At 49.3% G+C, this 25410-nt stretch carries 20 protein-coding genes; 17 read left to right on the forward strand and 3 right to left on the reverse strand.

From position 1 onward, the window contains the following. On the reverse strand, nt 1-1044 hold the full coding sequence (locus HMPREF0999_RS02760; RefSeq protein WP_009275114.1) for a virulence RhuM family protein: 1044 nt from the start codon (nt 1042-1044) through the stop codon (nt 1-3). A gap of 168 nt (nt 1045-1212) precedes the next feature. Between HMPREF0999_RS02760 and HMPREF0999_RS02765 the strand changes: the two genes are divergently transcribed. Further along, on the forward strand, nt 1213-6750 hold the full coding sequence (locus HMPREF0999_RS02765) for an alpha-2-macroglobulin family protein (RefSeq protein WP_009275115.1): 5538 nt from the start codon (nt 1213-1215) through the stop codon (nt 6748-6750). 212 nt (nt 6751-6962) lie between these two features. Then, nucleotides 6963-7334, forward strand: coding sequence for an RNA recognition motif domain-containing protein (locus HMPREF0999_RS02770; RefSeq protein WP_005857269.1), 372 nt, complete (start codon nt 6963-6965; stop codon nt 7332-7334). 28 nt (nt 7335-7362) lie between these two features. Here HMPREF0999_RS02770 and HMPREF0999_RS02775 read toward each other — a convergent pair whose 3' ends face one another. Beyond that, a complete protein-coding gene (locus HMPREF0999_RS02775) occupies nt 7363-8289 on the reverse strand; it encodes a helix-turn-helix domain-containing protein (protein WP_009275116.1) in 927 nt (308 codons plus the stop codon). A gap of 231 nt (nt 8290-8520) precedes the next feature. Between HMPREF0999_RS02775 and HMPREF0999_RS02780 the strand changes: the two genes are divergently transcribed. Then, nucleotides 8521-10740, forward strand: a complete 2220-nt coding sequence (locus tag HMPREF0999_RS02780; protein ID WP_009275117.1) for an outer membrane beta-barrel family protein — start codon at nt 8521-8523, stop codon at nt 10738-10740. A gap of 145 nt (nt 10741-10885) precedes the next feature. Here HMPREF0999_RS02780 and HMPREF0999_RS02785 read toward each other — a convergent pair whose 3' ends face one another. Further along, the gene (locus HMPREF0999_RS02785; RefSeq protein WP_005857263.1) at nt 10886-11116 is read right to left on the reverse strand and encodes a DUF6722 family protein; all 231 of its coding nucleotides are present in this window, start codon (nt 11114-11116) and stop codon (nt 10886-10888) included. A 129-nt stretch (nt 11117-11245) separates the two neighbouring features. Here HMPREF0999_RS02785 and HMPREF0999_RS02790 point away from each other — a divergent pair, with 129 nt between their 5' ends. The 14 genes from HMPREF0999_RS02790 (at nt 11246) to HMPREF0999_RS02855 (ending at nt 25383) form a co-directional block, all read left to right on the forward strand. Beyond that, nucleotides 11246-13588: an ATP-dependent helicase gene (locus tag HMPREF0999_RS02790; RefSeq protein WP_009275118.1), complete on the forward strand. Its 2343-nt coding sequence runs from the start codon at nt 11246-11248 to the stop codon at nt 13586-13588. A gap of 411 nt (nt 13589-13999) precedes the next feature. Then, nucleotides 14000-15139 (forward strand): carboxynorspermidine decarboxylase, encoded by a 1140-nt coding sequence (gene nspC / locus HMPREF0999_RS02795; RefSeq protein ID WP_005857258.1) that lies wholly within the window; start codon nt 14000-14002, stop codon nt 15137-15139. A gap of 20 nt (nt 15140-15159) precedes the next feature. Beyond that, on the forward strand, nt 15160-15399 hold the full coding sequence (locus tag HMPREF0999_RS02800) for a hypothetical protein (protein ID WP_009275119.1): 240 nt from the start codon (nt 15160-15162) through the stop codon (nt 15397-15399). Next, nucleotides 15389-15730 (forward strand): toxin RelE, encoded by a 342-nt coding sequence (locus tag HMPREF0999_RS02805; RefSeq protein WP_005857254.1) that lies wholly within the window; start codon nt 15389-15391, stop codon nt 15728-15730. Before HMPREF0999_RS02800 ends, HMPREF0999_RS02805 begins: the two co-directional genes overlap by 11 nt. Nucleotides 15731-15753: 23 nt before the next feature. Beyond that, nucleotides 15754-16707, forward strand: coding sequence for a signal recognition particle-docking protein FtsY (ftsY, locus tag HMPREF0999_RS02810; protein ID WP_005857252.1), 954 nt, complete (start codon nt 15754-15756; stop codon nt 16705-16707). Then, complete coding sequence (rimO, locus tag HMPREF0999_RS02815) at nt 16704-18002, forward strand: 30S ribosomal protein S12 methylthiotransferase RimO (RefSeq protein ID WP_005862651.1); 1299 nt, start codon at nt 16704-16706, stop codon at nt 18000-18002. The genes ftsY and rimO overlap by 4 nt, the downstream gene beginning before the upstream one ends. A 77-nt stretch (nt 18003-18079) precedes the next feature. Beyond that, on the forward strand, nt 18080-18370 hold the full coding sequence (locus HMPREF0999_RS02820; RefSeq protein WP_008778384.1) for an HU family DNA-binding protein: 291 nt from the start codon (nt 18080-18082) through the stop codon (nt 18368-18370). Beyond that, a complete protein-coding gene (locus HMPREF0999_RS02825; RefSeq protein WP_009275120.1) occupies nt 18363-19454 on the forward strand; it encodes an HU family DNA-binding protein in 1092 nt (363 codons plus the stop codon). Before HMPREF0999_RS02820 ends, HMPREF0999_RS02825 begins: the two co-directional genes overlap by 8 nt. A gap of 168 nt (nt 19455-19622) precedes the next feature. Further along, the gene (locus HMPREF0999_RS02830) at nt 19623-20618 is read left to right on the forward strand and encodes an AAA family ATPase (protein ID WP_005857243.1); all 996 of its coding nucleotides are present in this window, start codon (nt 19623-19625) and stop codon (nt 20616-20618) included. Then, nucleotides 20619-21488 (forward strand): DUF58 domain-containing protein, encoded by an 870-nt coding sequence (locus tag HMPREF0999_RS02835; RefSeq protein ID WP_005857241.1) that lies wholly within the window; start codon nt 20619-20621, stop codon nt 21486-21488. 9 nt (nt 21489-21497) lie between these two features. Then, nucleotides 21498-22607, forward strand: a complete 1110-nt coding sequence (locus HMPREF0999_RS02840) for a hypothetical protein (protein WP_008779809.1) — start codon at nt 21498-21500, stop codon at nt 22605-22607. Nucleotides 22608-22610: 3 nt separating this feature from the next. After that, on the forward strand, nt 22611-23597 hold the full coding sequence (locus tag HMPREF0999_RS02845) for a vWA domain-containing protein (protein WP_005857237.1): 987 nt from the start codon (nt 22611-22613) through the stop codon (nt 23595-23597). Between the two features lie 13 nt (nt 23598-23610). After that, nucleotides 23611-24630, forward strand: a complete 1020-nt coding sequence (locus HMPREF0999_RS02850; RefSeq protein ID WP_009275121.1) for a VWA domain-containing protein — start codon at nt 23611-23613, stop codon at nt 24628-24630. A gap of 12 nt (nt 24631-24642) precedes the next feature. Then, the gene (locus HMPREF0999_RS02855) at nt 24643-25383 is read left to right on the forward strand and encodes a tetratricopeptide repeat protein (RefSeq protein ID WP_005862642.1); all 741 of its coding nucleotides are present in this window, start codon (nt 24643-24645) and stop codon (nt 25381-25383) included. Nucleotides 25384-25410 lie beyond the last annotated feature (27 nt).

The raw sequence follows: 25410 nt of genomic DNA on the forward strand, positions 1-25410 counted from the left end.
TTATGTATTATCGGGATTGAAATCTGTCGGGAACAAGGTCTCGCTATCGAAACGGTCAAAATCCGATTGGAAGAGACGGTCTTGAATGACCCGATACTTCTCGAACTCGGCTTCTGCGAAAGCTTTGGCTAATTCGGTTGTCACCTTGCCGGCGTTGGTCAATAAGTCATTACCTCCGGCTTCGAGTATCAGGTCGATACGTTTTGCCCAGTCTTCCATGGTCATGGGTATATGTCGTTTAGCCATCCGCTCTGCCATATCCAGAACTGCGTTGACTAAATGTCCCATGTCGTCCAACTCCATCTCGTTAAGGTAGTTCTTGGCAATGGCCACATCTGTTTTTACGATCTTCCCTTTAGGCGCATTTTCCCATGTGGTCAGTCCCATATGTTCTTTTTCCGAGTTGGCTCGGTTCACGATTAACTCGGCGGCGGTATGACCGTGTACGGCATAATGTATCTTATTTTGTACCTTTTGGAAAAAGAGGCGGGTAGTTGGTGCGTCACGATTATAGTCAATAGCGGTAGCATAGATATCGGTCAACTTTTGGTAAAAGCGACGTTCGCTTAACCGTATCTCCCGTATCTCGGCTAGTAGATGTTCAAAATAATCTTCACCGATGAAAGAGCCGTTCTCCATACGCTTCTTGTCTATCACATAACCACGGATAGCGAATTGCCGGATGACCGATGTGCACCATTGGCGAAATTGTGTAGCACGAACGCTGTTTACACGATAACCGACAGAAATGATCGCATCAAGGTTATAAAACAATGTTTTTCGGGATACTTGCCGTCCGCCCTCGGTTTGAACAACCGAGAAAAACTCGGTAGTTGAATCTTTCCGTAATTCACCGGATGTAAAGATGTTCTTTAGGTGTAATCCGATATTGTCTGTAGAGCAGTCAAACAGGGTAGACATCGCTTTCTGCGTGCACCAGATGGTTTCGTCATGATACATTACCTGTATGCCATCTTCCTTGCCTTCTAGCATGAAAATAAGGAATTCCGCCGTGCTATTTCGAATTTCGAATTTCTTCGCCATATACTATTCTTTCCTCTTGTTTAGCGACTCCTGTACTTCTTTGGTGGCATACAGGTCGCTCCATATTTAAGACAAATGTACGAAAAATATCAGTTTGTCTGAAAGTATAGGAGAGAAATCCTTCTATTTATGTACATTTGTGGATTAACCATTTAAACATTCATGTGTATGATACGGTCTATCGGTTTATTCTGCGTACTTTGTCTCTTGTCTATCTTGACAAGTTGTCATACGACAAGCTCCACGGATCAAGATCTTCCTCCTTATAATCCGAACGTGGAGGCGTTCACTACCGGGAAGATTTCCCGGTATTCTCCCGTTTACTTGATCTTTAATCAAGAGATCCCGGCGGAGCGGTTAAAGGCGGACCGATTGGGGAAACTCGTGCGCCTCAAGCCCGATGTGCCGGGACGATGGGCTTTCGAGAATAACCGGACGTTGGTATTCAAGCCGGAGAAAGGCTTTGAGCGAAACACCTCTTATCAGGTGAACGCCGATTTGTCCGAATGGTTTGAGGCGGAAGGTAAGGATAAGCGGTTCGCTTTCGGTTTTACCACGCTCCCTTTAGCTCTTCGGGGGAATCTGGAGTCGATGGATATCAATAAGAAAAACGAGAATGGGTACGATCTGACAGCCGTGCTTTTCACGCCGGATAAGGAATCTCCGGGGACCGTGGAGTCGTTGGTGGATTTCTCGGAGAAGGTAGACGCTACTTGGCAACACAGCCCGGATGGGAAGAAACATGAGGTAACCTTGACCAATGTTCCCGCAGGGATGGAGGGGGAACGGACACTTAGGCTTTCCGTCTCTTCGAATAAACTAGGCGTGGAAAAGGCCGATGTAGTGACGGTGAACATTCCGGATCAGAATGATTTCTCTGTATACGACGTGGTATATGTATCTGAGCCGGAATGCTACGTGGAGGTCGCTTTCTCGAAATTATTGGACTCGGCCCAAGATATGAGAGGCTTGGCTTTTATCGCCGGAAATACCTCGGAGACCGTAAACGTGGATGGCAACAAGCTACGCCTATATCCGGACGCCGACTTGCGGGAGAAGGGTGCGATGAACATCCATCTGAACCAAGGCATCCGCAGTAAGAGCGGCTTGAACCTAAAAGAGGCCGTCGTGCGTCAAGTGGTAGCCAACGAGCAGAAACCTAACGTCCGTTTTATCGGGAAAGGAGTGATCATCCCGCAATCCACGCAATTATCCGTTCCTTTCCAAGCGATTTATTTGCGAGGGGTTACGGTGAGCGTTATCAAGATATTGGAGCAGAATATCGGTCAGTTCCTGCAATCGAACAACTTGGATGAGTCCGGGGAGTTAATGCGTGTCGGGCGCTTGATCGCCCGTAAGACGATCTTCTTGGATGAAGAGGGTCTTGATTTATCCCGGTGGAATACCTTCGCGATCGATTTGAAACGATTGATCGAGCCGGAACCGGGCGCTATCTACCGTCTGGAGCTTTCGTTTGACCGTTCTTTGTCTGTTTATCCTTGCGGGAATGATACGGTGGTCCTCTCGAAGGAACAGATCTTGGCCTCGGATGAGATCCGTTTCAAGGAAGAGTCCGCCCGTTTTGACGAGGGAGGGTATTACTATTATCGCCAGTATGATTGGTCTGATTATAATTGGGAGAAACGGGATGATCCTTGCTCGGACAGTTATTATTTTAATAAGGTGGAGGGAAAGAATGTCTTGGCTACTAATTTAGGACTGGTCGCCTTGATGGGGCAGGATAATGATATGACCGTGTTGGTGCATAACATACAGAGTACGGAGCCGGAGCGAGGAGTTACGGTTACCGCCTATAATTACCAACACCAAGCGTTGGCCTCGGGCACGACCGATGACAAGGGACAGGTACGGCTGGATATCTCCTCGGGACGTCCGTTCTACCTGATCGCCTCACAGGGAACCCAACGTTCCTATCTGCGGGTGGATAACGGATCGGCTCTCTCGCTCAGCTCGTTCGATGTATCGGGCGAGGTCGTCCAGAAAGGGATCAAGGGCTTTATCTATGGTGAGCGAGGCGTATGGCGTCCGGGTGATACGTTGCATCTGGGCTTTATGCTGAACGACCGGGCGAAGCAATTGCCGGCAGAGCATCCGGTGGTGATGGAGCTGTACAACCCGTTAGGGCAAATGTATGCTCGTAAGACGCAGACCCGTGGCGAGCTGGGGCTTTACGCCTTCGATTTCGTTACCGAGGCGGATGCCCCCACGGGTGCGTGGAATGTGAAGGCACAAGTGGGTGGGGTCTCTTTCTCGAAGCGCTTACGCATCGAGTCCATCAAGCCGAACCGCCTGAAGATCGCCTTATCCATGCCGGAGAAGACCTTGTTGCGTGGTGAACCTATGGATGCCCGCCTGCATGTGGAATGGCTGCAAGGAGCTATTGCCCGTAACTTGAAATATGATATACAAGGTACCTTTATCGCCACCCCGACTACTTTCGAGGGGTATAAGGGGTTCTATTTCGACGATCCTTCCCGTGTATTTAATACGGAAGAGAGCAAGCTGATCTCCGGCGTTACCAATGAGCGGGGCGATGCCACGGTACAAGCCCGCTTCGAGCTGGGTTCTACCGCTCCCGGAATGTTGCTGGCAAACCTAGTGACCCGGGTATATGAGGAATCCGGCGATTTCAGTATCGACGCGGATCGGATGCTTTACTCGCCTTATCGCCGGTATGCCGGTATCAAGTCTCCGCAGAAAGATAAGGAACAACTAAATACCGGAACCAATTACACCTACGAGGTCGCTTCTGTTGATTATTTAGGGAAACCGCAAGCGAATACGGAATTAGACGTGAAAGTATATAAGGTCTACTGGTATTGGTGGTGGGACTCCAACAGTAGCGGTCTGGCCAATTACGTATCGGATTCCTACAATAAGCCGGTAAAGACATTTACCGTCCGTACGGATGGGGACGGCCGGGGTACGTTCCAGCTCTCTTTTCCGGATAAGGAGTGGGGAACGTATTTCATCTCCGTGAAAGATAAGGAGAGCAAGCACTCTACGGGAGTGATGAGTTATTTCGACTGGCCTTATAACGAGGGCCGACGTAACACCGATGGCAGCGAGTCCGCCACGATGCTTAGTTTCAAGACCGATAAGGATAGTTATACGCCCGGCGAGAAGATGGTAGTCACCTTCCCCTCTACGAAAGGAAGCCGTGCGATTATCAGTATAGAGAACGGCGTGCGTGTCCTTTCCTTGACGGAACATACGTGCGAGGATAAACAAACGACCGTGAGGCTGGATGTGACGAAAGATATGCAGCCGAACGCTTACGTCTATATCACCTTATTGCAGCCTCATGGCATTACGAAGAACGATTTGCCGATCCGCTTGTATGGCGTGGTCCCGTTCACGGTAACTTCTCCGGAGAGCCATCTGACCCCGGTTATCCAATCTCCCGCCGAGTTGAAACCGGATGCCTCTTATACCATATCCGTCTCCGAGAAGAATGGAAAGGAGATGGCTTACACGCTGGCGATCGTGGATGAGGGCTTGCTGGACCTGACCCGTTTCCGTACGCCGGAGCCTTGGAAGGCGTTTAACGCCCGGGAAGCGTTGGGCGTGAATACATGGGATTTGTATAACTACGTGGTTGGCGCTTATGGCGGCCGTATCGAGCAATTGTTCAGTATCGGCGGCGACGATGCGCTGAACAAAGGCCCGAAAGCGATCGTGAACCGTTTCAAGCCCGTGGTGCGATTTGACGGCCCATTCTTGCTGAAGAAGGGGAAGACCGCCCGTCATACCTATCAGATGCCGAATTATAACGGGCGTGTCAAGATCATGGTGGTAGCCGGAAACGGGGAGGCTTATGGACATGCCGATAAGAGCGTGATGGTACGTAAGCCCGTAATGCTGCTAGGAACCTTGCCCCGGGTGATTGGCGTGGGCGAGGAGATGGTAGTACCCGCTACGGTATTCGCTACCGAGGATGGCGTAGGAGCCGTGAATGTATCTATCGCTTGCAGTTCGAATATGGAAGTGGTCGGCGAGACGACGAGGAGCTTGAGCTTCGAGCGAAAAGGGGATCAGCAAGCCTTGTTCCGTATCCGGGTGAAGAAGAACCCGGGTATCGGGAAGGTAACGATAACCGCTGCGGGCAAGGGGGATAAATCCGTTTATGAGACGGAGCTGGAGATCCGTACGGTACGCCGCCCGCAAGTGAAAGTTACCGCCGCTACCTTGGAGGTCGGCAAGTCTTGGAAAGAGACGGTTGCGATGCCGGGTGCCACGGGTACGAACCAGTTGACCTTAGAAGTGTCGGATATCGCCCCCGTGAACGTATCCTCACGTCTATCTTATTTGTTGGGTTATCCGCACGGATGTCTGGAACAGATCACCTCGAAAGGATTCCCACAGCTTTATATCTCCTCGTTTACGGATTTGACCCTGCAACAGGCGAAATCCACGGAGGAGGCCGTGAAAGAGGTGATCCGCCGTCTGCGCTCTTACCAGACCGTAGATGGGGCTTTCGCCTATTGGCCGGGTGGAACGAGCAGCAATGGCTGGGGTACGGTTTATGCTACTCATTTCTTGCTGGAAGCCTCGAAGAAAGGTTACTTGGTTCCCGAGGCCATGAAACAAAGCGTATTGAATAATCTACGCCGGGTAGCCCGTAATTGGAAGCCGGTTACCTCTTATTATAAAGATTCGGAAGAGGCTACCCAAGCCTATCGCCTGTATGTATTGGCTTTGGCCGGGTCGCCGGAGATGGGTGCCATGAACCGCTTGAAAGAGATGAAAGATTTGACCTCCATGAGTCGCTGGTCGCTAGCTTCCGCCTATGCCTTGGTCGGCCGTGAGGATGTCGCTCAAGACCTGATCAGCAAGACGACGGCTCTTCCTTCCGGTTATTCCGAGTATGACGAGACGTTCGGCAGTGATGTCCGGGATCAATCCATCCAGTTAATGACGCTTTGCTTGTTGGATAAAGGCAAGGAGGCCGCTACCTTGGTGGAAGAATTGTCCAAACAACTTTCTTCGGATGATTGGTTGAGCACACAATCTACGGCATTCGCTTTAGTTGCCTTGTCGGACTACCTAGCTAAATATCGGGTAGACGGGGCCATGGATTTCACGTACGCTTGTGGCGGAAAGGATGGACAGGTGAAAACGGATAAGAATATATGGTCTGAGACCTTATTGGATAAGGCGGGGACCTCGGCGAGCGTCGAGTTGAAGAACACGGGTAAATCTACGCTCTTCGCCCGTATCATAACCGAGGGAATACCGGAGCAGGGAGAGGAAAAAGCGTATGCGAACGGTGTCTCATTGGCGGTTAGCTATGTGGACTTGAACGGAAGTCCGGTCAATGTCGCCCAATTGGAGCAAGGTACGAATTTCTCCGCCGTGGTTACGGTAAAGAACCCTTCGGCCCGGGGATATAATAATTTGGTATTATCGGAGATCTTCCCTGCTGGATGGGAAATACTGAATACCCGTTTCTTGAATGAGTCCGCTACGGACAGCTTGAGCGCCGGAGTGAATTATCAGGATATTCGTGACGACCGTGTTTATAGTTATATAGACCGTCTGCCGGCAGGCAGTCAAGTGACCGTGAAGATCAATCTTTGCGCAGTCTACCCGGGCCGTTTCTACCTGCCTCCGGTGTATTGCGAGGCGATGTACGATTATTTAATCCGTGCGAATACCGCAGGACAAGAAGTTACCGTATTCTAATTTCGTGGGGGGCGGGCAGACCCCGCCCTTATATTTTTTCGAAATTTATTGGATTTATAGTTGTATGCTCGAATAAAACCATTACATTCGCAGCATATTTGAGATTGATTTAAGTTAGTATTAGAAAGTATTTGCTCACAACTTGATTTGTTAGGTAAACTTTTTTAGTCGACATACTCAGCTCAATTAACCATTTAATTAAAGTTTACAAAATGAATCTTTACATTTCAAATCTAAGTTACAACATCTCTGATGAGGACTTAAGACTGTTATTTGCTGATTACGGTGAGATTACTTCAGCAAAAGTTATTATGGATAGAGAAACTGGCCGTTCAAGAGGCTTCGGTTTCGTTGAGCTGAGCGACGATGAGCTAGCTAAAAAGGCTATCGAGGAGTTAAACCAAGCAAGTTATGACGGCAAAGTCATCAATATAACAGAAGCCAGACCTAGAGAGGATAGAGGCGACAGAGGTGGTCGTTTCAATAACAACAGAGGTGGCGGCTACGGTTCCAACAGAGGCGGTGGCTATGGCTCTAACAGAGGTGGCGGTTATGGTTCTAACCGGGACGGTGGAAGATATTAATTCTATCTAGATAAAAATGGAAGAGCGATCAGAGATGGTCGCTCTTTTTTATTTCAAGCACATAGGCTCGTCCACGGTCTGTCGTGATCTTTAGGTTACTGTTTTCCTCCACTAAAGGCCGTAGCCTTCGGATCAAGGTGTTCAAGGTCTCGTCGGCGTTGATCTTTCCCGGCCATAAACTTTCGCAGATATCCGAGCGGTTCAAGATATGCGTAGGCGATAGGAAAAACATCTCCATCAAGGCATATTGCTGAGGGGTGAGTTTTAGTTTCTCCTCATTCTCCTTATAGAAGGAGGCGGTCTCGCAAGAAAGGTTCAAATTACCGAAAGAGATGGTCTTTTCCGGATGGATAGATTGGGGCATTATCAGCTCCTTTCTATAACGTTTAAGCAATAAGGGCAGGGTAGCGGATAAAAAGGCAAGCCCGAGGAATAGGCCGGGCAAAGATTTGTCCGATAGCCCGATAACCGCAAAGGTGGAGCAATTGGCGTACCCTTGGAATGAGATCCCGATATGATCCGTGGTAGCATTGGGGCTGTTCGCTATGGATGATGCCCAGATAATCGTATCGCTGGCGATATAATATTCGTTGAGTTTCTTGTTGGCATTAGCGGGAGCGTTTTCGGTTTGAGGATCTTTATTGAGTACGTGGATCACGATTCCCGTTTTCTTCTTGTCGGGCGTATAACTCAATGCGTCGGAAAAGTCCTTGTTATAACTTTCTATGGATACCGGATTGCCGAAATGCTTGGATAGATTGTCATAGGTGCGTATGGAATCTTGGCTCATCCATTGGTGGGAATTTTGCAGGATCGTTTGTTGCAACGCTTGGTTCAAGTCTGTCACGATCGTTTTCTTAGCTTCCGTATAACTATGGAAACCGAAGCTGAACGAGAGAATCAGCATTAAGGAGGTACCCAAAACAGATAGATTGGCCGATAGTCGTGTATTCATTATTCGCTAGATTAGAATTAACATAAAAAGAACGTTCGAAGGTACTAAATATTGTAGAAGGAAAGTATCCTTTTCGATAGGATTCGGGATGAAATAGACATAAATCCAGCTAAATGACCGGATGTCATGGAAATGTCATGGAAATGTCAGCTACTTATCCGGCGATTATTTACGTTGTCGTTGTCTGTTGCCTCTACTTTTGCCCGAAAACAAATCAAATAAGATACAGATATGAAAAGATTTCTGATGATGATGACCTTGATAGGGCTTGTGGGAAACTGGAACTCGACGTTGACCGCCCAACTCGTCTCTCCCGATTCATTGTATTTGAACGAGGACTTACCCGAGATAAACATTGTTGCCGTGAAACCCTTGATAAAGGCGGAGGCGGATAAGACTACTTACAGTATCGCCGAGGACCCGGATTCCAGAACCTATACCCTGCTGGAGATGTTGCGGAAAGTCCCTCTAGTGACCGTGGATGGCGAGGATAACGTGAAGGTAAACGGACAATCCAGTTTTAAGATTTATATGAATGGGCGTCCCTCGAATATGTTCTCCAATAATCCCAAGGAGGTCTTGCGTAGTATCCCCGCCAGCATGATCAAGAAAGTGGAGGTGATAACAGATCCCGGTGCCCGTTACGATGCGGAGGGTGTCAGCGGAATCTTGAATATCGTGACGAAAGGAGCGGAGTTCGAGGGATATAACGCGAGTATAAACACTACGGTGATGAACTTATTTAAGAGTGCCGGTGGTTTCGCTACGCTGAAATATGGCCGATTATCGCTTTCCGGAAATTATACGTTTAGCCAACAATCGTCCGAGAGCGAGTCGGATTATCTCCGTACCCAGTCGGGAGACGGTGCGAAGCTCCGGATGCTCTCGGACGTAGACGTGAAATATCCGGCCCATTATGGAAGTCTGGAAGGCAGTTTCGAGATCGATACATTGAATTTGATCTCCTTGTCCGGAAACTTGAATATCGGAAACAGCAACTCTATTTGGAATAGCCATTATAGCAGGTTTGATAAAGAGGGGGAAGAAATCTATGCTTATAACGAGGATATGAGTAAGAAGAACGAATGGGGTAGTGCCTCCTTAAAAGCGGATTATCAGCGTTTATTCAAACGAAATAAGGAAGAGATGCTAACGCTTTCCTATCAGTACGATTATATCCCGAACGATATTTATAGCGTGTTTCATGATAAGGACAAGATGGGTAATGTCTCGTTACCCCAACTGGAGGCCGATTATACCCGGCAAATCAGTCATGCCCGCACCCATGAGCATACGGCCCAGCTTGATTACGTGAATCCTTTTACAAGTACGCATTCCATCGAGGGCGGTTTGAAGCTGATTCGGCGTAACAGTACGAGCCACGCTACTTCGGAGGTAAAGGAGTTGGGTGAGGGTGTCTGGTTACCCGCTGATTTACAGCCTTTGGTGGAATATCGGCATGTGCAGAATATATGCTCCGCCTATGCGGGATATGGATTTAAGTATGGAAAATGGAGCTTGAACCCCGGCATTCGTATGGAACATACTTGGCAGGACGTGACTTATAAACAAGGCGAAGGCAAGGATTTTAATTATCGTGTAACGGATTGGGTTCCTTCTTGGACCTCCGCTTTCCGCTTGGATGACCGGAGTTTGTTTCGCTTGGCTTACAACTTACGTTTACGTCGCCCGAATATCAGCTATTTGAATCCTACGGTGTTCGTGTCTGGGACCTCTATCTCGTATGGAAATCCGGGATTGGTATCGGAGAAACATCATCGTCTTTCGGCGTCATACAGTTATTACGGAACGAAATTGAATGTGCAAGCTTCCGTGCTCTGCACCTTGGGAAAAGGGGTGATTGATGAGTATCTGTTCATTGATTCGGCGAATGTGGTGAATAGTACGTATGATAATCTCGTGGACGTGAAAGCAGCGGGAGGAAACCTTTATCTAAGCTATAATCCTTCGCCCCGGACAAGCGTGTCGCTGAACAGCATGTTGCATTATCTGGATTTACGGGCGCAGGAGGGGAATGAGGTTTACGATACGGATGTGCGTAATTCCGGCTTTTGTGGCTCTGCTTTTGTCGATTTCTCGCAGAAGTTTAAGTACGGGTGGCGTTTTGTCCTGTCGGGTGGGTACGTGCGTTCCGAGCCGAATGTGGGGATGGACTCGTACGGCTTTTATTTTTACGGCTTGAGTGTGGTAAAGAGCTTCTTGAAGGATAAATTGACTTGTACGCTGCGGGCGCAAGATTTTCTGGGAGATCATAAGACGATACAGATTAACGAGCGATATCCGGACTTTCATATCCGGCAGACCGAGCGTATGTTTAGTCGTGGTTTCGGCATCGCCATTAACTACCGGATCGGTGATTTAAAAGCGAGCGTGAAGAAGGCGGGGAGAAGCATAAGGAATGATGATCTGTTGGACGCCCTAGATAAGTAGGGCGGGCACAGGCCCGCTCCCTACGGTATCATAACTCGTCCAGCCATTTCTTGCCGGGTTTCGTGTAAAGCCAAGCGATAAATAAACCTGTAATAACTCCTACTACTAAGAATAGGGCACTTAATGGATTTAATATCATATTCTTTTATTTTAAAATTTTATTTCCTAACCAAGCTAATGAATAGGTGACACTAAGACCTGTCATTATCATGACCCAACAACTCTTATCAAAAACATTCTCTTGCAAAAGGAGTATTTCTCCCAATACTATAGCGGCGAAAACCAACTTAGCCAAATCAAAAAAGAACTTCCCTAAAGTCTCCCTCCTGATCTTGTCCCGCTCTTTCTTAATAATTATTTTCTCAAAATTTCCCATTTCCCCATAGTCTCTTGTTTTGGTTAATACTACTGATTATATGTAGGCAAATGTATATATTATCGGCGACCTGCCCAACTTTTTTATGTAGAATCGCTTATTTTCCCTAATTTTGTATCCCTAAAACGGATGAATGTGGAAGAGTATTTGAATCAACTGAATGAGAGCCAGCGGGAAGCGGTGGTTTACAATGAGGGGCCATCCTTGGTCGTGGCCGGGGCTGGCTCCGGTAAGACAAGGGTACTGACCTATAAGATCGCTTATTTATTGCAATTGGGATTGCCTCCCTATAGTATCTTGGCGCTGACCTTTACCAATAAGGCGGCCCGGGAGATGAAAGAGCGTATTGCGGCCATCACCGGTGACCAAACGGCCCGTCGGCTATGGATGGGAACGTTCCATTCCATCTTCTCCCGTATTTTACGGAACGAGGCGGAGCATATCGGTTATCCTTCCAATTTCACGATTTATGACGCCACTGATTCCAAGAGCTTACTGAAATCCATCATCAAGGAAATGCAATTGGACGATAAGGTGTACCGCCTAGGAATGGTGCAGAGCCGGATCTCCAACGCGAAGAACTCCTTGATAACTTATACGGCCTACGAGCAAAATAAAGAGCTCGTGGAAAGCGATATGAATGCCAAGGTCCCCTTGCTTCGGGAAATCTACAAACGTTACCAGAGCCGTTGCCTGCAAGCGGGAGCGATGGATTTCGACGACTTGTTGCTGCAAACCAATATCCTGTTCCGGGATCATCCGGCCGTCTTGGAGAAATACCGGAACTTCTTCCGGTATGTATTGGTGGATGAGTATCAAGATACGAACTTCGCCCAACACTTGATCGTGCAACGGCTTTGCGAGAGACACGGCCATATCTGCGTGGTAGGGGATGACGCCCAGAGCATCTATTCCTTCCGAGGCGCTAATATAGATAATATCCTGCAATTCAAGAATCTTTATACCGGTTGCCGTATCTTCAAGCTGGAACGGAATTACCGTTCCACCCAGAATATCGTGAACGCTGCCAATAGCTTGATCGACAAGAATACACGTCAGATACCCAAAACGGTCTATTCCGAGAAGGAGGCGGGCAACAAGGTGAGTGTTTTCACCTCGTACTCCGATTATGAGGAGGGCTACACCGTAGCCGCCCGAATCAACGAGATGCACGGGATATTAGGGAAATTCTCGTATGCTGATTTCGCTATCTTGTATCGTACCAACGCCCAGTCCCGTATCTTGGAAGAGGCGTTGCGAAAGCGGGGCATCCCTTACAAGATTTACGGCGGTTTGTCTTTTTACCAGCGGAAAGAGATCAAGGACGTGATCTCTTACTTCCGCATGATCGTGAACCCGCACGACGAGGAGGCCTTGAAGCGAATCATCAATTATCCCACCCGGGGAATCGGGGATACGACGGTAGGTAAGCTTGTCGGCGCCGCTACCGAATACGGGGTAAGCCTGTGGACCGTGCTTCAAGCCCCCTTGGAATATTCGCTACCGATAAATAACGGTACAGCTAAGAAACTGAGCGATTTCCGTAGTTTGATTGAAGTTTTCATTGAAGAGAATAAAAAACTCTCCGCAGAGGAATTGGCTACTTTGGTGGTGAAGCGTAGCGGCATCGTTTCCGACCTGTTTCAAGACCGTTCCGTAGAGGGCGTGAGCAAGCAAGAGAACTTGCAGGAGTTGCTGAAAGGTATCGCTGAGTTTTGCGAGATCCGGCGTGAGGAGGGCATGGAGCAAGTCGCCATGTCCGACTTCTTGGCGGAGGTATCCTTGCTCACCGATCAAGATAACGATAAAGAGGAAAACTCCGATAAGGTCACGATGATGACCGTACATGCCGCCAAGGGATTGGAATTCACGAATGTTTTCGTGGTAGGCTTGGAGGAAGACCTATTCCCCTCGTCCCTGTCGAAAGATAACCCGAGAGCGGTAGAGGAGGAGCGTCGTTTGTTCTACGTGGCGATTACCCGTGCGGAGCAAAATTGCGTATTGAGCTATGCGAAGAGCCGCTATCGTAATGGGAAGACGGATATGTGTACGCCCAGCCGTTTCTTGAAGGATATAGACGCTAAGTATCTGGATATGCCTTCGGATGCCGGCGCTTCAGATGCATTCGCCTCGGCCCGTGAACGCTACGGGCGCCCGGCTTTTGCCTCTCCATTCCGGCAACCAAGGGCGGTTGAGGATGATTTCGTGTCGCCGGTGAAGCAAGCGGCACAGCGTCAAGGGCATCTTACGAAGCTAAAAAACACGATGGAATCGTCCTTTTCGGCGGCTCCAGCCACGGATCTATCGGGGTTACATGTGGGTTCCAAGGTTCGCCATGATCGTTTTGGGGAAGGTGAGATTGTCTCGATAGAAGGAGAGGGTGGTAACGCGAAGGCTACAGTGGCCTTCGATCATTTCGGACAAAAGCAGTTACTTTTGAAGTTCGCTAAACTTACTATGTTGAATGATTGACGGTTAGCTTATGGCATGTCTGGGCATGCTACGAGCCGCATCGTATTTCGCACCGCATTTCGCACTACGTTTCGAATGACCAAGGTGTTGGTTTTTAGTTGATTGAATGAAAAAGGTATCGCTTTTTCGCACTGCGTTTCGCACTACTATATATAAGTATATTAGGAAAGATAAGAAAAAAAGAAGAGGCGACGTCACGTCGCCGTTTTTTCCCTTTAAAACACACAATAGTGTTCACGGTTGAATACAATAATGTTCGCCGCCAAACACAATAGTGTTCGTGGCTAAACACAATAGTCTTTAAATGAAAAATATAGTTGTATTTTTATTGCTTTTTCGGAGCGGAAACCTTGCTTTCTCCGAATGTTTTCGCTATATTTGCATATTTATTATGAAATATTGAGATACAGCATGATAGACATCAACAAGATACCCTCGCCTTGCTATGTGATGGAGGAGAAATTACTGAGAAACAACCTGTCCTTGATCAAGAGCGTAAAAGAACGTGCGGGAGTGAATATCATATTGGCTTTTAAGGCTTTCGCTTTATGGAAAGCGTTCCCGATCGTACGTGAGTACATTCCTTTTTCGACAGCGAGCTCTAAATTCGAGGCCCAGTTGGCCTTCGAGGAGATGGGAAGTCCGGCGCATACCTATTCCCCGGCTTATACGGAGGCTGATTTCCCGTTGATCTTGAGATACAGTAGTCATGTCACGTTCAACTCGCTCTCTCAGTTCCATCGTTTTTATCCGATGGTGCGGGCGGATGGTAACCGGGTGTCTTGTGGATTGCGGATCAATCCGGAATACTCGGACGTGGAGACGGACCTGTATAATCCTTGCGCCCCGGGTTCCCGGATGGGGGTGACCGGCGACTTGCTGGGAGATAAGCTGCCGGAGGGTATCGAGGGGCTGCATTTCCATACCTTGTGTGAGTCTACCTCCTATGATCTGGAGCGGACACTGGCCGAGGTGGAGAGGCGTTTCGGCCGTTTCCTGCCTCACGTCAAGTGGCTGAATATGGGAGGCGGCCATCTGATGACCCGTAAGGGCTACGACGTGGAGCATTTAATCGCTTTGCTGAAAGGCTTTAAGGAAAGATATCCGAACTTGGAGTTGATCATGGAGCCGGGTAGCGCCTTCGCTTGGCAGACCGGGTTCTTGCTGACAACCGTGGTGGACATCGTGGAGAACCACGGTATCAAGACGGCGATTATCGACGCCTCGTTCACCTGCCATATGCCGGATTGCCTGGAGATGCCCTACAAGCCGGCTATCCGTTTCGCCACGGATGCCGTGGAGGGGAAACCTACGTACCGGATCGGGGGGAATAGCTGTTTAAGCGGTGATTATATGGGGGATTGGTCGTTCGACAAGCCTTTGGAGATCGGCGACAAGCTGATTTTCGAGGATATGATCCACTACACGATCGTGAAAACGAATATGTTCAACGGCATCCCGCATCCTTCCTTAGCCCTTTGGAGCAAGGACGACCAGCTGGTGATGTACCGTACGTTCGGCTATGAGGATTATAAGAACAGGATGGATTAAAAACAAGCAAAGGGAGGAATATGACCATGACAGCGAATGAGTTGAAATATACATACATGGAGGAAGCCATGAGTATCTTGGATAATGAGGAGCTTATGCGTAAGGCTTTATCGCTCTTGCGGAACTTAAAAGAGAAGACCTTCTCGCCTGCCAAGCGAAGCGAGCGGGAGGTGCTGGAAGAGGCTTTCCAGAGCGTAAAAGACTTGAAGGCGGGAAAAATAACCTCTCGCCCATTGGAGGATATATTGAATGAGTTATAAGATTGAGGCATTACCGCCCTTCGCTAAGGAGGTGAAATATTTGGCGAAACGATATAAGTCGTTGAAAGAAGATATCCTAAGGTTGAGGGACGAACTGCTGGAGAACCCTTTGTCGGGAACGGATTTGGGAGGTGGCCTCCGTAAGGTCCGGATGTCCATCCGTTCGAAATCACAGGGCAAGAGAGGGGGAGCTCGGGTGATAACTTTTACGGTACTTGTCAGCGTTGATGAAGGAACAATTTATCTTGTGACGATGTATGATAAGAGCGAGATTGAGTCTATGTCCGTTAAGGAGATCCGGAAACTACTTGATAAGTGTGATTTGAAGTAAATAAAAACAGAAACAAAATAAATATGGGTATTTTTAGCTTTTTCAGTAAGGACAAGAAGGAAACCTTGGATAAAGGTCTGTCGAAGACGAAGGAGAGTGTTTTTTCCAAGATTACCAAGGCGATCGCCGGTAAGAGTAAGGTGGACGACGATGTGTTGGATAATTTGGAGGAAGTACTGATTACCTCGGATGTCGGTGTAGATACCACGTTGAAAATCATCGACCGTATCGAGAAGCGTGTGGCCCGTGACAAGTATGTCACCACCCAAGAATTGACCACCCTGCTGCGTGACGAGATCGCTAGCTTGCTGACAGAGAACAATACGGAGGATGCCGAGGGATTCGCGCTTCCGGAGGGCAAGAAACCCTACGTGATCATGGTTGTAGGCGTGAACGGGGTGGGTAAGACGACCACGATCGGTAAGCTGGCTTACCAGTTCAAGAAAGCCGGCAAGAAGGTCTATCTGGGCGCCGCCGATACGTTCCGTGCCGCCGCCGTGGAGCAACTAGTGATCTGGAGCGAGCGGGTAGGCGTACCTATCGTGAAGCAGAACATGGGCTCGGACCCCGCTTCCGTGGCTTTCGATACGCTGAGCTCCGCCAAGGCGAACGATGCCGACGTGGTGATTATCGATACTGCCGGACGTCTGCATAACAAGATCAACTTGATGAACGAGCTTACCAAGATCAAGAACGTGATGAAAAAGGTGATTCCGGACGCCCCCCACGAGATCTTGTTGGTATTGGACGGCTCTACCGGGCAGAACGCTTTCGAGCAAGCGAAACAATTTACCGCCGCCACCGAGGTGAACGCCTTGGCCGTGACCAAGTTGGACGGTACCGCCAAGGGGGGTGTCGTGATCGGTATCTCCGACCATTTCCGTATCCCCGTGAAATATATCGGACTCGGCGAGGGGATGGAGGATTTGCAAGTATTCCGCAAACGTGAGTTTGTCAATTCGTTATTTGGAGAATGAGAAAAAATAAAGTAGATATTATTACGCTGGGGTGTTCGAAAAACCTAGTGGACTCGGAGCAACTTATGCGCCAATTCGTTGCCAATGGCTATACGGTAGAGCATGATCCCCATAAGATCAATGGCGAGATCGTGGTGGTGAATACCTGCGGTTTCATCGGCGACGCTCAAGAGGAATCGATCAATATGATCCTCGAGCTGGGCGAGCAAAAGCAGAAAGGACGGATCGGGAAGCTCTTCGTGATGGGGTGCTTGTCGGAGCGTTTCTTGAAAGATCTGGAGAAGGAACTTCCCGAGGTAGATCGTTTCTACGGGAAATTCAATTGGAAGGAGTTGATCTCCGATCTGGGCAAGTCGTACCATCAAGAGCTGGCTACCGAGCGTGTGCTCACCACCCCGAGGCACTACGCTTACGTGAAGATTGGGGAGGGATGCAACCGTACTTGTTCTTACTGCTCGATCCCGATCATAACCGGGGCTTATCAATCCCGTCCGATGGACGAGATTGTAGACGAGGTTCGTGGCTTGGTGGCGCAAGGCGTGAAAGAATTCCAAATGATCGCCCAAGATCTTACGTTTTATGGCCTCGATCGCTATAAGCGAATGGCCTTGCCGGAACTGGTGGAGCGGGTATCCGACATCCCGGGCGTGGAGTGGATTCGTTTGCATTACGGGTATCCGTCTCATTTCCCCTATGACCTGTTGCCGGTGATGCGTGAGCGTGATAACGTTTGCAAGTATATGGACATCGCCCTCCAGCATATCAGCGACCCGATGTTGAAGATGATGCGCCGCAATATCACGAAGGCCGAGACCTATGAGCTGTTGGAGCGTATGCGCCGGGAAGTGCCGGGCATTCATCTACGCACCACCTTGATGGTGGGTCATCCCGGCGAGACGGAACAGGATTTCGAGGAGTTGATCCGCTTCGTGAAAGATATCCGTTTCGAGCGCATGGGCGCTTTCGCCTATAGCCACGAGGAGGGTACCTACGCCTATCAGCATTATAAAGACGAGATCCCACAGGAGGTGAAGCAAGACCGGCTGGATTACTTGATGCGTGTGCAAGAAGGCATCTCCGCCGACGTGAACGCCTCGAAAGTAGGGCAGACCTTTCGGGTGATCGTAGACCGGGAGGAGGAGGATTTCTACGTGGGACGTACGCAATACGACTCGCCCGAGGTAGATCCGGAAATATTGATTTCCAAGGATACTCCCTTGAGTCCGGGTAGCTTTTACCAAGTAAAGGTGATTGACGCACAAGCGTTTGATCTGTATGGTAAAGTGTTGAATTGATGTAAAAACTGTCAATATATTTGTCGGTTAACGAAAAAATAACTAATATAGCAGCACGAACTGTTATGGAATTAGATATGAAAAACAAGGAACTTATAACGGAATTGGCGAATCGCATGGATTGGACCTCGAAGGAGGTATCCGACATGCTTTCTGCGCTCAGTTCCGTCGTAAGTTCGAAATTAGTGGATAACGATACGATCTATCTGCAAGGCTTCGGCCAGTTCGAGGTGAAAAAGAAAGCGGAACGTATTTCCGTGAATCCGGCGAACGGGAAGCGATATCTGGTTCCCCCTAAATTAGTTCCCGTGTTCAAGCCCGGAACGACCGTGAAGAATCGTTTAAAGGAATTGGGTGATCATGAATAACCGGCTGAATATACAAGATTTAGCCGGTTTATTATCGGAGCGTACCGGCAAGGACAGAGGAGAGGTAGAGCGCTTCTTGAGAGATTTTATCTCGGTGGTATCCGAAGGGGTCTATACGGATAAGATCGTAAAAGTAAAGGGCTTGGGTACTTTCAAGATTATCTCTGTGGAGAAGCGGGAGAGTATCCACGTGAATACCGGTGAACGTTTCTTGATCCCCGAACATTATAAATTCTCTTTCCTGCCGGATAAAGACCTGCGGGAACAGGTAAACAAGCCTTTCTCTATCTTTGAGACGACAGAGATCAACGAGAACGTGGATTTCTCGGACATGGATGAGTCCGTAGAGGAGAAGGAAACGGAAGACGAGTCCGTGGAGGAGGTAATGCCGGATAAGGAAATCCCTTTGGCAAATACTCAGCCCAAAGAGAAGCCCGAACCGATACTAGAACCTGAACCTGAACCATTGCCTGAGCCAGAGCAAGCGTTTGATCCGGAGCCGTCATCGGTATCTGAACCGGAACGTGGATTGGAACCGGAACTGCCCGCGGAGCCATCTCCCATACCAGAGAGACCGGAAGAGCAAGCCCGTAGGAAACCGGAGGAAAAGGGGGTATTAATGATCGTCGCCTTTTTGATAATCGTAATCTCTGTATTCTTCTATCTGGGAAGAAATAATTGGAAACCGGCGCCTGCCCAAGAAGAGGTGATAACGGAAGCCAAGAATACGGCCAAGGACACGGTTCAAGAATCAGCTTGGATGCTTCATCCGGACTCGGTAGCGGAGAAGACCCCGCATACGGAACCGGAGCCTTATGTGGAACCGGCGCCAAAACCATTGGGGCAGGTGAAGATCAAGCATGGCGACCGCCTCACCGTGATCGCCTTGGAATATTATGGCAATAAATTATTCTGGGTGTATATTTACCAACATAATAAGGCTGTTATAAAAGACCCGAACAACGTCCCGATCGGTACCGTGATCGAGATACCCGCACCGGAATCGTATGGCATCGATGCCAAGAGCCGTGAGTCGCGGGAGAAAGCCGCCGCCCTACAAACAGAGATACTTGCCGGGGAGTAAGAGAAATCCCCCTTTTTTAAGTAAAATAAAACAAAACGAGGAAGTGTTGGTTAGTATTATTTAACTGCAAAAGTGAAGGATACGAATTTAACATTTCTAATTTTGTGCATCCTAAAAAATCAACGTAAAATTGGGACAATATAATAACAATATAATAGAATAAATCTTATGAGTCAGACAGTAGACATTCGTGAGTTGAATGAGCGAATTGAAAGTAAAAGCTCGTTTGTGAACATGATTACGATGGGTATGGACAAAGTAATCGTCGGACAAAAGCATTTGGTTGAATCCTTGTTGATCGGTTTGCTTTCGGACGGACATATCCTGTTGGAAGGTGTGCCGGGTTTGGCTAAGACACTTGCCATTAAAACATTGTCGTCGTTGATCGACGCTAAATACAGCCGAATCCAGTTCACCCCGGACTTACTTCCGGCCGATGTGATCGGTACGATGATTTACAGTCAGAAAAGCGAAGAGTTCCAGGTAAAGCAAGGCCCGATCTTCGCTAATTTTGTGTTAGCGGACGAGATCAACCGTGCCCCGGCGAAAGTACAGAGTGCCTTGTTGGAGGCCATGCAGGAGCGTCAGGTCACGATCAGCGAGCATACCTACAAGTTGCCGAAGCCTTTCTTGGTAATGGCTACCCAGAACCCGATCGAGCAGGAGGGTACGTACCCGTTGCCTGAGGCGCAGGTAGACCGTTTCATGTTGAAGGTGATCATCAATTACCCGAAGAAGGAGGAGGAGAAACTGATCATACGCCAGAATATATCCGGAGAACGTCCGGAGATCAAGCCGATCTTAACGAAAGAGGAGATCCTCGACGCCCGTAACGTGGTTCGTGAGGTTTATTTGGACGAGAAGATCGAGCGTTACATCGTGGATATCGTCTTCGCTACCCGTTTCCCGGCTGAGGCTGGTTTGCCGAACTTGGCGAGCATGATCTCTTTCGGCGCTTCCCCTCGTGCGTCTATCAACTTGGCGTTGGCCGCCCGTGCGTACGCTTTCATCAAGCGCAGGGGCTATGTGATCCCGGAGGATATCCGTGCGGTATGCCACGACGTGATGCGCCATCGTATCGGCTTGAGTTATGAGGCCGAGGCGAACAACTTGACTTCTGAGGAGGTAATTAGCGAGATCTTGAATAAAGTAGAAGTTCCTTAAATGGAGACAAGCGAATTATTAAAGAAGGTACGCCGTATCGAGATAAAGACCCGTGGTCTTTCCCGTAACATCTTCGCCGGCCAGTACCATTCGGCTTTCAAGGGCCGTGGTATGGCGTTCAGCGAGGTGAGGGAATATCAGTACGGCGATGATATCCGGGATATCGACTGGAACGTGACCGCCCGCTACGTCCGCCCTTATGTCAAGGTGTTCGAGGAGGAGCGTGAGCTGACGGTGATGCTGCTGATCGACGTGTCCGGTAGCCGTGACTTTGGCTCCGTCAACGTCATGAAGAAGGAGGTGATCACCGAGATCGCCGCTACCTTGGCTTTCTCGGCGATACAGAACAACGATAAGATCGGCGTGGTGTTCTTCTCGGACAAGATCGAGAAGTTTATCCCGCCCCAGAAAGGAAAGAAACATATCTTATATATCATCCGGGAGCTGATCGATTTCCATCCCGAGGAGACGAGAACGGATATCAGCCAAGTGTTGAAATACTTGACCAACGCCATCAAGAAGCGTTGCACGGCTTTCCTCATTTCCGATTTTATCGATAAGGAGGGTTTCAAGGACGCCCTGACGGTGGCCAACCGCAAGCATGACATGGTAGCCATTCAGGTGTACGACCGTCGTGAGACCGAGCTTCCCGCCGTAGGCCTTATGAAGATCAAGGACGCCGAGACCGGGAAGGAGCAATGGATAGACAGTTCCTCCGCCCGTGTGCGTGCGGCCTATAAGGAATGGTGGGAGAAACGGCAGGCGAAGATGAGCGATACGTTCAAGAAATGCCGTGTAGACTCCGTATCTGTCCGTACCGAGGATGATTATGTGAAAGCATTGATTGCTCTTTTTGACAAACGTAATTAAAGCAAGCAGATGAAATTGATAAAGAAAAGTATCCTGTTTCTGGTCGCCGCCGCTTCCCTTGCGGGGGGAAGGGCATATGCGCAAAGGCCGTTGATCGATGTCGCTATAGACTCGGCCGCCATATTGATCGGAGAGCAGACTACCTTGCACCTTACGGTAACGGCGGATAAGGATCGCCCCGTGCAGATCGTGATCCCGAACGATACCTTGATGACGGGTGTGGAGGTACTGAATCTCTCCAAGGCGGACTCTACGGAGATCGAGAACGACCGGCTCGTTATCAAGCAGGATGTATTGATTACCTCGTTTGATTCGTCACTCTATCTGTTACCTCCGTTGAAGGTGATAGACGGGGTGGATACCGTATATTCCAACCAAGTCGCCTTGAAGGTCTCCACGATTCCCGTGAACGCAGACAAGCCGGAGGAGTTCAACGACATCAAGACCGTATGGAAGCCGCCTTTCGTATGGGCCGATTATTATCCGATCATTTACGGGATCTTGCTGGCCCTGTTCTTGATTTGCGTGATCGCCTATATCGTGAAACGGATCCGTGCGAAGAAGTCGTTGATACCATTCAAGAAAGAGGAGCCGAAGCTCCCGCCTCACGAGCAGGCCATCAAGGAACTGGACGAGATCAAGCAACAGAAACTCTGGCAGCAAGGACGAAGCAAGGAGTATTACACCTTGATCACGGATACGCTGCGTAAGTATATCGAGGAACGTTTCGGTATCAATGCCATGGAGATGACTTCCGGTGAGATCTTGGACCTGATCCGCAAGAACTCCGAGGCGCAGAGCGTGTACGAAAACTTGAGGCAGATTCTGCAATTGGCCGACTTCGTGAAATTCGCCAAGATGAACCCGCTGCCGGATGAGAATGATTTGAGTATGATGAACGCGTATTTGTTCGTGAACCAGACGAAGGAGGAGGAGATGGTGGAGCTGGTTGACAGTCCCCTGTCAGATGAGCTGACAGCCTCGGGTCAAGAGGAGCGACAGCCTGCTGTCAAAGCCGTTGACAGCCCTCTGTCAAATGAGCCGGTAGCCCCGTGTCAAGACGACTTGACACGCTATCAGCCCAAGTCTACGAACGATACAACTAATTTAAAGGATTAAGAGATGGTATTTGCGAATCCTAATTATTTATATTTATTGTTGTTGCTCATCCCGATGATCGGATGGTATGTCTACAAGCTGAGCAAGAGTCAGGCCAGCTTGCAGGTCTCCTCGTCGGAGGCGTTCGAGGCGCCGGGAGCGGTATCATGGATCGTGTACTTGCGTCACGTGCCTTTCGTGTTGCGTATGGTAGCGGTAGCGCTGCTGATCGTGATCTTGGCCCGTCCGCAATCCACGAATAGTTGGTCCAATTCTTCCACGGAAGGTATCGATATCATGTTGGCGATGGATATCTCGGGGAGTATGCTGGCGCAAGACTTGAAACCGAACCGCTTGGAGGCGGCGAAGGATGTGGCTGCGTCGTTCATCAACGGCCGTCCGAACGATAACATCGGTCTCGTGGTCTTTTCTGCTGAGAGCTTTACGCAATGCCCGTTGACAACCGATCATACGGTCTTGCTGAACCTCTTCAAGGATATCCAAAGCGGTATGATCCAAGACGGAACGGCAATTGGGTTGGGCTTGGCGAATGCCGTGAGCCGTATTAAGGACAGCCACGCTAAGTCGAAGGTGATTATCCTTCTGACCGATGGTTCGAACAACGCCGGCGAGATCGCTCCGGTTACCGCTGCCGAGATCGCCAAGACGTTCGGCGTGCGTGTCTATACGATCGGAGTCGGAACGAAAGGCATGGCGCCGTATCCGTTCCAGACCGCATTCGGCGTGCAGTACCAGAATATCCCGGTGGAGATCGACGAGGCTACGTTGAAGCAGATCGCCTCTACCACGGGAGGGCAATATTTCCGTGCTACGGACAACGCCAGCCTGAAGGAGATCTATTCCGAGATCGACCAGATGGAGAAGACCAAGATCAGCGTACAAGAGTACAGCAAGAAGCAGGAGGAGTATAAGAACTGGGCCTTGCTGGTGTTCGCCCTGTTGCTGGTGGAGATCTTATTGAGAAATACATTGTTGAGAAATATACCATAAAGATAAAAGGCTTATGTTTCGATTTGCGCATCCGGACTTTTTATATTTGCTTTTTCTCCTTCCCGCGTTGGTGGCGTTCTACGTGTACGCCATGATCGTGAAGAAGAAAGCGATAAAGAAATACGGTAACCCTACGTTGTTGGCCGAGTTGATGCCCGAGGTATCGACCAAGCGCCAGCATCTGAAGTTTTGGCTGTTGTTCGGAGCCATTACCATGGTTATCTTTATTATAGCGGGGCCTCAATTCGGCTCGAAACTGGAGACGGTGAAGCGTCAGGGAGTAGAGATCATGGTGTGTCTGGACGTATCCAACTCCATGTTGGCCGAGGACGTGTCGCCCAACCGTTTGGATAAGGCCAAACAGATGCTATCCCGATTGACGGACGGCTTTACGAATGATAAGGTAGGCTTGATCGTGTTCGCCGGCGACGCTTTCACGCAGTTGCCGATCACCTCGGATTATATCTCCGCCAAGATGTTCTTGTCCTCTATCAACCCGTCGATGGTCTCTACGCAAGGTACGGCGATCGGTGCCGCCATCAACTTGGCCGCCCGTTCCTTTACCCCGGACGAGACGACCGATAAGGCGATCATCTTGATCACCGACGGCGAGAACCATGAGGACGACGCTATCGGTGCCGCCAAAGCCGCCGCCGAGAAGGGCATCCACGTGAACATCGTGGGAATGGGTGATCCGAAAGGTTCTCCGATCCCCATCCAAGGAAGCAATAATTATATGAAGGATAAGGACGGAAACGTGGTGATCACGAAGCTGAACGAGCAGATGGGTCAAGAGATCGCCGCCGCCGGAAACGGTATGTACGTACGTGCGGACAATACGAACTCCGCCTTGAAAGCCCTTCAGAAAGAAATCGAGAAAATGAACAAGACGGAGCTGGATAGCAAGGTCTATTCCGAGTATGACGAGCAGTTCCAGATTTTCGCTTGGATAGCTTTGTTCCTCTTGATCGCCGATTTCATGACCTTGGATCGTAAGAACCATATATTTAGGAAAGTAAAATTATTCTCTTAATTCGACGAAGTGATGAGACGTATATATAAATCTATGATATGGGTATCGGTCTTGGCGCTCAGCGCTGGGGCGGTCTCTGCCCAGAAAGCGGAACGGAAGAACGTGCGTGAGGGGAATAAGCTTTATGAGAGCGAGAAATACACCGAGTCCGAGATCGCTTATCGCAAGAGCTTGGAGGTGAATCCCCGCTCTACGGAAGGAACCTATAATCTGGGGAATTCCCTATACAAGCAAGGCAAGTTCCCCGAGGCCGCCGAGCAATATCAATTGATCGCCGGGCAAGGGGAGAAGATGGTGGCTACGCCGGAAGGGAAGGCACGCTTGTCGGAGGTGTATCATAATATGGGGAATATCTTCATGCAGAACAAGGATTACGGCAAGGCCGTGGAGGTGTATAAGCAATCGCTTCGCTTGAACCCGAAAGATGACGAGACCCGTTATAACTTGGCCTTGGCCCAGAAACTGCTGTCGGATCAGCAGAATCAGGATCAGAGCCAAGATCAACAGAACGACGACAAGCAGGAGAACAAGGATCAGAAGGACGATCAGCAGCAACAGCAACAACAACAGCCGCAAGACGACCAGAAGCAGGATAAGACCCAAGAGCAACAGCAATCCAACGAGCAAATGAGCAAGGACAATGCCCAGCAGATGTTGGACGCCTTCCTGCAAGACGAGAAAGACACCCAAGAGAAGGTGAAGAAGGCGCAGATGCAGCAGCAACAACGCCGGAAGACCGAGAAGGAGTGGTAAACTGGATAATTAACGAAAAAATGAGAT

Origin of the sequence: Parabacteroides sp. D25, assembly GCF_000307475.1 — a bacterium.
In the GTDB taxonomy this organism is placed as follows: domain Bacteria; phylum Bacteroidota; class Bacteroidia; order Bacteroidales; family Tannerellaceae; genus Parabacteroides; species Parabacteroides distasonis.